The sequence below is a fragment of the Limnoraphis robusta CS-951 genome, from assembly GCF_000972705.2.
Genome location: NZ_LATL02000041.1, coordinates 1 through 8,859, shown reverse-complemented (window position 1 = coordinate 8,859; position 8,859 = coordinate 1). Strand labels below are relative to the sequence as shown.

The following is an 8,859-nucleotide window of genomic DNA, read 5'->3' as shown; positions in this document are numbered from 1 at the left end:
TTGAGTTTTGGTAAGAAGGCATTAAGTGCTGACTGACCAAGGCTTTTCCCCGTTTCTTTATAGGTCTCGATTGACTTATTTAGAGCGTAATTCCACCACCATCTAGCACAACCAAAGTGCTGAGACAGTAATACCTGCTGGTTTGGTGTTGGATAGAGTCGAACCTTGAGCGCTTTGTGTAGCATCTTAAGACCTCCTTACTGCATTATACATAAAACAGTAACGATATCGGAAGATTTGGAAAACTACGTCCCTCCGTTTTCCCCGACTTTCATCCCACCACCAAGCTGAGTACAGCTATGGTGGGGGACTTCCCGTCGGCTTAGTTAACGGATTTGACACCCAGTCCAAAAACCCGGTAACTCCTACGAAATCGGGTTTTTATCAAAAATGCACCTTACCGACTAAATTTCACAGAAATGATCGATTGTTAAAGATGATTATTCAAGCAACTTTTATTTCCGTAATTTTACTGAGAAAGATTTGATAATTTAACATTTTAAGATCCGTGAAAACCTCATGGTTTTTCTCGGCGATTCCGACTAGGATGAGAAGTAGCAAGTTGAAAACAATCAATTATCCCTTCTAATCCTGGAGAATCAATTATGGATACCCAAGAGTTATTGGCGCTGACTGAGCGGGAAGGAATTAAATCCGTTATGGATACCCAAGAGTTATTGGCACTGACTGAGTGGGAAGGAATTAAACCCGTTAAAATATTGGCGGTTGCGACTTCCTATGAGTGGGGAAAACCCAAGCAACAAGTTTCTGTTCTATATCCAGGAAAAGATGTGGGAGAATGGCATCCCGTTCATGCGCTGGTAGGTGTTGGCGGTGGTAATGGTAGTGGTAATGGTAGTGGTAATGGTAGTGCTAATGGTGGTGCTAATGGTGGTTATTCCGAAAATAAACGCACTCAAGAACCAATCTCTACTTTTTCAATTGCCCAAGAACGAAGAGAAGAAAAGCAGCCAGTTAATTCTCAGGCCAAAGGAAAAGAAACCGGAAAATCGCTTCCTGCTCGTCCACCGGAAGCAAGTGAATATCCTAAAAAAGCAGTCTCTAAAAACTCTAAAAACATAATCTCTGCTAAAACTGAAAATAAGGTAGAAACTAAAGAGACTCAAGAACAAATTTCTGCTTTTGAGAAGTATATTAGCAATATTCACACAGCCATTGCGAACAAAGCTGATGCTGATATTAAACGTTTCATCTACTTTTTTGAAGAGGCGAAAGGTTTAGTGAATCAAGCAAGTGCTTTGACAGTCACAAAAATTCAGGATACAGATAAATTTATCCAGCACTGTTTCCAAAACTTAACCATAGCATTAGATGTTTTAAACTGGATTAATCAAGTTGTTAATGAAGTTTGGAATCGTTATTGGCGCGATCGCGTTCTAGCAATTATTAAACGGGAAGATCTCTTTAATCCAGATAAGGCAAAAGAAATTGTTCAACAACTTAAGAAAGATTATCCTACAGAAACGAATCGTCAAACGGCTAACCGCTTAATTGCTGAAAAATCAGTTTTTGCAACTCTAGCAGGATTGACATCTGCGGTTCCGGTCATTGGAGGGAAAATTGAGACTAATTTGTTAAAAACATCTGAGCTTTTTACAGAAATGATTTATCAAATCGCTTGTAGCTACGGGTATAATACCATTGATGATGGAGATGAACTCGCAATTATGAGCATTAGTTTCAGTGCGGAAGTTCTTATTAGCTTCGGTTTGGATTTTCTAATGGAGCATGGTGCTAAGATTCCAACGTGGGGAATTAAAGCAGGAATTAACCTCGCGATGTTCTTGCTGGTTGGATATACAACCTGTGAATACTACGAATATAAGCTGAAGATGGAGAAAACAATTTTAGAGGATGAATTGGCATTGGAAGAACTCAAAACAAAAGTAATCGCTCAAGCCGAAGAATTAGCAGCTAAAGAAGCTGTTTTAGAAGCCGAAGTCATTGAAGCAGTTGAAATCAAAAAAGAAGTTGAAGCTATTGAAGGTCAGAAGCTTTGATGTAGGTTAACCAGGAATTAAAATCCCTGTCTGATATCCAAACTCCTCTCAAGAGGACTCATACAATAATCAAGAATTGAGTCGGTTAAAACCGACTTTTATTTTTAGACGAGGACTTGAGTCTCCGGCTTAGATGAAATTGAATTCAGTGAGGTGCTTTATATGAAACGATGAAACTTTCTCCGTTCATCAAAGTTTTTTCTGTTTCGCACAATTAACGGGTTTGATGCACTCTACACAAGTGTTCTGGCGACTGCTATAGCAGAAATCAGGAGACACCCTTCGGGTGAGGCAGTTGCTCCTCGACGGAAACCGCCAAGTCCGCACTGCCTCACCGAGACAGGAGACAGAATTGAAACCTTTATCATAAAAGGATTTGACAGAAAAACAGTGTCCTAATCAACTCTTTCTCTGCTATATAACTTAGAACAAAACCATCCAAAAACGCAAAAAACGCCCTCCTTTTGGAGAGCGCTTTGAGTTATTCAAGCTAGCAATTAGCCTTTGATAACGGGTGCAGATTCAGCAGAAGCTAAGTCTAAGGGGAAGTTGTGGACGTTGCGTTCGTGCATGGCTTCAATCCCTAAGTTGGCATGGTTGATTACGTCAGCCCAGGTATTAATTACTCGTCCGCTAGCATCAAGTACGGATTCGTTAAAGTTGAAACCATTCAGATTGAAGGCGAAGCAGGCAACCGCCAGAGACGCGCACCAGATGCCGACTACAGGCCAAGCTCCTAAAAGGAAATGTAAGCTACGGCTATTGTTGAAGCTGGCATATTGGAAGATTAAACGTCCAAAGTAACCGTGGGCTGCAACAATGTTGTAGGTTTCTTCTTCTTGACCAAATTTGTAACCGCAGTTTTGAGATTCGCTTTCGGTCGTTTCACGAATTAAAGAAGAAGTCACTAATGACCCGTGCATAGCGGAGAACAACGCTCCACCAAAAACACCGGCTACACCAAGCATATGTAGCGGGTGCATTAAGACGTTATGTTCGGCTTGCAGGACAAACATAAAGTTGAAAGTACCGGAAATTCCAAGGGGCAAACCGTCGGAGAAAGAACCTTGACCGATGGAATAAACCAGTAGTACCGCAGTAGCAGCAGCCACAGGAGCGCTATAGGCAACGCAGATCCAAGGACGCATTCCCAAGCGGTAGGATAATTCCCACTCCCGACCCATGTAGCAGAATATACCGATTAAGAAGTGGAAAATAATCAACTGGTAAGGGCCACCGTTGTACAACCATTCATCTAAGGAAGCGGCTTCCCAGATGGGGTAGAAGTGCAGACCAATGGCGTTGGAGGAAGGAACAACAGCAGCAGTGATGATGTTGTTTCCGTACATTAAAGAACCAGCTACGGGTTCACGGATACCGTCAATGTCAACCGGAGGTGCTGCTACGAAGGCGATGATGTAGCAGATGGTTGCAGTCAACAGGGTGGGGATCATCAATACACCGAACCACCCGACATAAAAGCGGTTGCTGGTGGATGTTACCCAGTTGCAAAACTGATCCCAGAGGTTGGCGCTTTCGCGCTGCTGTAAGGTTGTTGTCATATCTCAAATATTATTGCTAGTGATTTTCAAGGTTTGTCGGCTATGTTTTACCGCTTTCCCATGTCAATATATAACTACATAGTTAAGTAACTTGTCAAGGATACATCCATAAAATTTATAAGGTTTACTGAACTAATCAATAAGTAAAACTAATTATTTCCAGGAGGCTTCCGCCTTGGGGTTTGTCAAGTAGATGCGCTGGCGGGGTGACAAACAGCTTGAGAGTCAGGCGGGGTTTTGGGTTTTGGCCAAGGAGTGTTGGTTACTCCCGTCCCAATTTCCCTATTCCAACGGCCCTATGCTGCGAGCCTTCTCGTTGCATTAAGATAAATAACGTTCAATCAGAATAATCGCCACAATATCATCAATCGGGCGGGGAGGAGTGAGCATTCCTTGAGGAATTAAACGAGTTAATCCTTGAGGCGGATACATTTGCCAATAGCGATCGCGTGCTTCTAAGGTGCTATAACGTTCGTCTATTTGAATGATTTTTACGCTTTCTGGTAAGGCTTCAAGGAGTTTTTGTTTCCAAGTTTTAGATGTGGTTTGATTTCCCATCACACACAAATCAATGGGAAATTGTTGACACAAAGATTTTAAGGTGGCGATCGCTTCGGATGATGCGACAACTTGATGGTATTTTAACAGGTTATCTGTTCCCATCACCGCAATTCCACATTTATCTTTACCCGGATCAAAACCTAGAATTATTTCCGGCATTGTTAGCTTCCTCCGCCTATTAAATGCTTCAAAACCTATTGTCTTTCATTGAATAAGGAACGAGTTCGATCTATCCTAAAAGAACCACCCTCAGTCTGAGTTTCTTTAGGTTTTGCATCCTCGGCTTCCCAGGGTTGTAAAATTTCGGGTTCTTCTTCAGTGAGCATTTCTTGATCTTGAGGACGGGTACTAAAGATGATCTCTCCATTTTGACGTGCCAGTAAGTCAATTTTTAAAGGCCCAATTGTGTAAGTATCTTCGGCGGCGACAGCTTGTAATTCTACGGGTTGATCATGTTGTTGTAATTTTTCAAAAAAGTTAACTAAAGTTTCAACACGACTATCTCCAATTAGAATTAACCCATCGACATCTAAAACACCTACAAAACGAGCGCGAAACCGAGACGCATCTAGCAGTTGTTCAAGTTGTTGCTGAAGTTGATCATCGCTGAGAGTTGAAGGTTTGATTGAAGTTCCTGCGATCACTTCTCCTGATGTAAAAAGCAGTCTATTAGGTTCTGCTTTTGTAAAAACAGCCACCCGACTTTCTCCCGCCAAATAATTGGCTGCTGAAATAATTTGTACCACATAATCACGACCATCATCAATCTCTGTAATCAGTTCTTCTACTTCAGTTTTTGTAATTTGAATCACTTGTTCCTTCTCAACATTAGAGTTTCCCAGTTGGACTGAATTCATCGCATTACGATTAGCTTCTTGCAATAAACCATGAATTACATTTGTTGATTGCTTGGGATCTTTGACCCTTATTAAACCACTGGCTAAAACGGCGCCTCGTTTCAAAACAACACTACCTTCTCTTAAAAGCTGAAAATCTCGTTCAACGAGTTTAAATTGCTCTTTTAGATAGGCTTGTTGCTCCTCTAGTTTGACTTGTTGTTGTTCGAGTTCTTTGAGGAGTTTTTCCCGTTGAACAATAACTTTATCTCGTTCAGCGAGAACTTTATCTCGTTCAGCGATGACTTGATCTCGTTGAGAAATAACTTGATCTTGCTCGGCGATGACTTGCTCTTGATCGGCGATTTCGCGATCGCGCTCTTGTATTTGTGCTTTGACTTGCTCTCGTTGTTCGATTAATTTTTGGCGTTCAGTTTGCAGTTCTTGAATTTCTACTTGCAGTAATTTCTTTTGATCAAAGACTTCCTGAAGTTGATTTTCAGTCCGGTTGAGTTCTAATTCCGTTTGATTTTTTGCTTCGTCAATTTGACTCAATTGACCCTGAAGTTCATCGAGTCTTGTTTGAGTTTGTTGAAGTTGACTTTGAGTTTGTTGGAGTTTTGTTTCTGTTTCGGTTGCTTGACTATTGGCTTGTTCTAAAGAAGAATTGATTTGATTGAGTTGAGCTAAAGCAGCATTGAGAGAGGTTCTCGCCTTTTCTAATTCGGTTTCTACCCTTTCTTTTTCGTCTGATGTTTGTGTTAAATCTTTACGAGATTGGTTGAGTCGTTCTTGAATTTCATCAATTCTAAAGACTCCCCGACGCAGAGGTTTACTTGCAGCAAATAAAATGCCGAGTGTCAAACCCGACAATACAGTACCCGTGACCATCGTGACAACAACAGCAGTCGTTCGAGGGCGCAGCTTGAAAAGACTCAACCGAGCTTTACCCACTTTTGTCCCCAAGCGATCGCTAACGGTAGCGATCACGCCCCCCAACACCAATATTGAGATTACGAGGATGAATCCGGCGGTCATTTCAGTGATCGGTGATCAGTTACCAGTTGTTTGGTTCTCCCGGATCTAGGTAAATTGCTGGCTCAGGGTCACAGGATTATGAACCGTTATCTTTTTCTTATGAATTGAGATCATGTTCTTTTGTCTGAGATCCCCGAGTAGACGAGTTACTGTGACTCGGGTTGAACCGATAGCTTCTGCGATCGCCTGATGAGAGAGCTTGAGATCGATTCTAATCCCCTCTTGACCCGGAACGCCAAAATCCCGACACAGAATTAATAAAAAGCTCACAAGTCTTGATCCCATATCTCGATGAGCCAGCGTTTCAATCATCATCTCAGTTTGCAAAATCCGAGATGACAATCCTCGCAGCATCACCATTGACAGTTCAGGATTGCTTTTGAGGGCTTTCTCGACCTGTTCGATCGGAACTGAAAGTAATTCTACGGGGGTAAAAGCGACGGCATGATAAAACCGATCCGATTTATGACCCGTAATCAAGGAGAGAACACCAAAGACGCTATTTTCTCGTAATAAGGCGACGGTAATTTCTTCTCCAGCTTCATAGACTCTAGAAAGTTTCACCGCTCCCTTGATGAGAACGTAGACGCGCTCTGCTGGATCTCCTGGGAAAAAGATGGTTTTACCCCGTTCAAAGGTTTCTACAACGGGAGGATATGCCCCGCCTCCGATCTGGCGGAACATCGCTGCTAACGGTCTATCATACGTCACGTCCCGATCCCTTGCGCTAACCAATGCCCTACTGTGTTCTACTACTTAATTTGAGTTTGGGTTAAGTTGATCTCTAAGTCAACCCGTCCCCTCGTTTCCCTTTCTTAGCATAAGCTTAACAGAGAACCTGGGGTTACGAGCAGCTTTAGTCAAAACCGACATTTTGAGTGGGATTTTCTCTGCTAGTTACTAACACTGAGTCTGTGTTTACAGCAGCGTTCCCTATCGCCTCATACGCTAGCATATTTACGGCATAATCGCCTTGATTGAGAAAAATCTTCTGAATGGCGGCTAAATGCTACTGACCTTGCCTCCTTAAACCGACCCTGGCTTTCCATCTATTGAGGAAGGACATGAGATGTCAGAGGTGGCTGTGTCCGATGACCGAAGAAATGGGATACAAGCCTCGCCCTTCTAGGGGGACTTTTTCAAGGATTTGATGTAGTCCCTAAGAACTTCAGACATTGGTATTTGCTTGGACTTAGCGTAGTTCTTGAGTGCTTCATATTCTTGTTCGGACAACAGAAGTTGTAGTCGCTTAGTTCTTGCCATAGCTCTAAATATGTGTAGAATTAGATTATAGCGGGCTGGGTAATCAACCGCTCTAAAAACCCAGCCTAATGGCACTACGCTGAACCTTGGCAATTGAATCTATGGGGTTCTACTTGATTGTTCTAGATCCGAATCTAGAAGTAGGTAAAAGATTATATTGAGCTTGACGAGCAGTATTTTGGGAGTAATCCCAATCCAAGCCAACTTTGAAGGACTCTTCAACTACGGTGGGGCGCACCGAAAGTAACGGTTGGGGAGAGAACCACCTCTGAACTAGACGCTGCAAGGTATCTAATCTAAGTGGACTCCGTTGAACCAACAATCCTCTCGCCTAAAGGCAGAGGAGCGTCAAAATTCATCCTATGATAAGGGATTGGAATTCAGCCCAGAGCAACAGACCGATAACTTCTAGAATAAACGATTATGCTAAACCTGGACGGAAAAAACGCACTGGTAACGGGGATCGCCAACAATCGCTCGATCGCTTGGGGTATTGCCCAACAGCTTCACGCCGCCGGAGCGGACTTGGGAGTAACCTACCTTCCCGATGATAAAGGTCGGTTTGAAAAAAAAGTTGGAGAACTGGTTGAACCCCTCAACCCCAGTCTATTCCTCCCCTGCAATGTCCAAGATGACAGCCAAGTAGAGGCTGTATTCAAAACCATTGAGGACAAGTGGGGAAAACTGGACATTCTGATTCATTGTTTAGCCTTTGCGGACAAAGACGACTTATCCGGTGATTTTAGTAATGTCTCCCGTGAAGGCTTTACAAGGGCGCTCGATATTAGCGCTTACTCGTTGGTACAACTGGCGGCAGGCGCTAAACCCCTGATGGGTGAAGGCGGTAGTATTGTCACCCTGACGTATCTCGGGGGTGTGCGAGTGATCCCCAACTACAATGTCATGGGAATTGCTAAAGCCGCTTTAGAAATGAATGTTCGCTATTTAGCAGGGGAAATGGGGCCTTTGGGGATTCGGGTGAACGGCATTTCCGCAGGCCCAATTCGCACACTGGCTTCCTCGGCGGTGGGGGGTATTTTAGACATGATTCATCATGTTGAGGAAATCGCCCCGCTTCGTCGCACCGTGACTCAACAGGAGGTGGGAAATACTGCCGCTTTCCTGTGTAGTGATCTGGCCAGTGGGATTACCGGACAAATTTTGTATGTAGATTCCGGTTACTGCATCATGGGAATGTAGCAAAATAGGTTAAGGGTTAGGTGTTGGTGAACCGAATCAGAACACTTAACCCGGGAATTCAACGATTTCACCTTGCCTGACATCTGACAGTTACCAAAAATTGCCGCACACGCCCCTATCTTCAGGTATGGGGATATAAGGCTCTTTCTAATGCTATAATAACTCTACTGGCAGGGTATTCAACCAGTTGAAAAACCCAGCATCTAATCGATGCAATGAACCTTGAAAACTTAAGGTACGGGGTTCTTGCTCTGAATGCTTTGGCCATATAAAACCTTAAAGCACCAAGTACAGAGAATCAAGCATTTTTTTCTCAAGTACGGTAGGGCATACCGAAACTATCTCTGAAATGAGATGAACGACTGGGGAGACTCACCC

7 protein-coding genes are annotated in these 8,859 nt (G+C 43.2%); 2 read left to right on the top strand and 5 right to left on the bottom strand.

What is annotated here, in order from left to right:
- Window positions 1-185 (bottom strand): helix-turn-helix domain-containing protein (locus tag WN50_RS31750; RefSeq protein ID WP_152964691.1); only part of this gene is annotated, 185 nt, incomplete at its 3' end.
- A 420-nt stretch (window positions 186-605) separates the two neighbouring features.
- Between WN50_RS31750 and WN50_RS35005 the strand changes: the two genes are divergently transcribed.
- Window positions 606-2,021 carry a hypothetical protein gene (locus tag WN50_RS35005; protein WP_046281904.1) on the top strand — a complete coding sequence of 472 codons (1,416 nt, stop codon included), beginning with the start codon at window positions 606-608 and terminating at the stop codon, window positions 2,019-2,021.
- A 497-nt stretch (window positions 2,022-2,518) separates the two neighbouring features.
- On the opposite strand, the gene psbA is transcribed toward WN50_RS35005, so the two are convergent.
- From psbA to ntcA, 4 genes are all read right to left on the bottom strand, one after another.
- Complete coding sequence (psbA, locus tag WN50_RS03240; RefSeq protein ID WP_046281903.1) at window positions 2,519-3,583, bottom strand: photosystem II q(b) protein; 1,065 nt, start codon at window positions 3,581-3,583, stop codon at window positions 2,519-2,521.
- Between the two features lie 321 nt (window positions 3,584-3,904).
- Window positions 3,905-4,294, bottom strand: a complete 390-nt coding sequence (locus WN50_RS03235; protein WP_046281905.1) for a pre-16S rRNA-processing nuclease YqgF — start codon at window positions 4,292-4,294, stop codon at window positions 3,905-3,907.
- A gap of 44 nt (window positions 4,295-4,338) precedes the next feature.
- A complete protein-coding gene (locus WN50_RS03230) occupies window positions 4,339-6,018 on the bottom strand; it encodes a DUF3084 domain-containing protein (RefSeq protein ID WP_046281902.1) in 1,680 nt (559 codons plus the stop codon).
- Window positions 6,019-6,063: 45 nt separating this feature from the next.
- Complete coding sequence (gene ntcA / locus WN50_RS03225; RefSeq protein WP_425354776.1) at window positions 6,064-6,729, bottom strand: global nitrogen regulator NtcA; 666 nt, start codon at window positions 6,727-6,729, stop codon at window positions 6,064-6,066.
- Window positions 6,730-7,704: 975 nt separating this feature from the next.
- Between ntcA and fabI the strand changes: the two genes are divergently transcribed.
- Window positions 7,705-8,481 (top strand): enoyl-ACP reductase FabI, encoded by a 777-nt coding sequence (gene fabI / locus WN50_RS03220; RefSeq protein WP_046281901.1) that lies wholly within the window; start codon window positions 7,705-7,707, stop codon window positions 8,479-8,481.
- The last annotated feature ends 378 nt before the right edge of the window (window positions 8,482-8,859 follow it).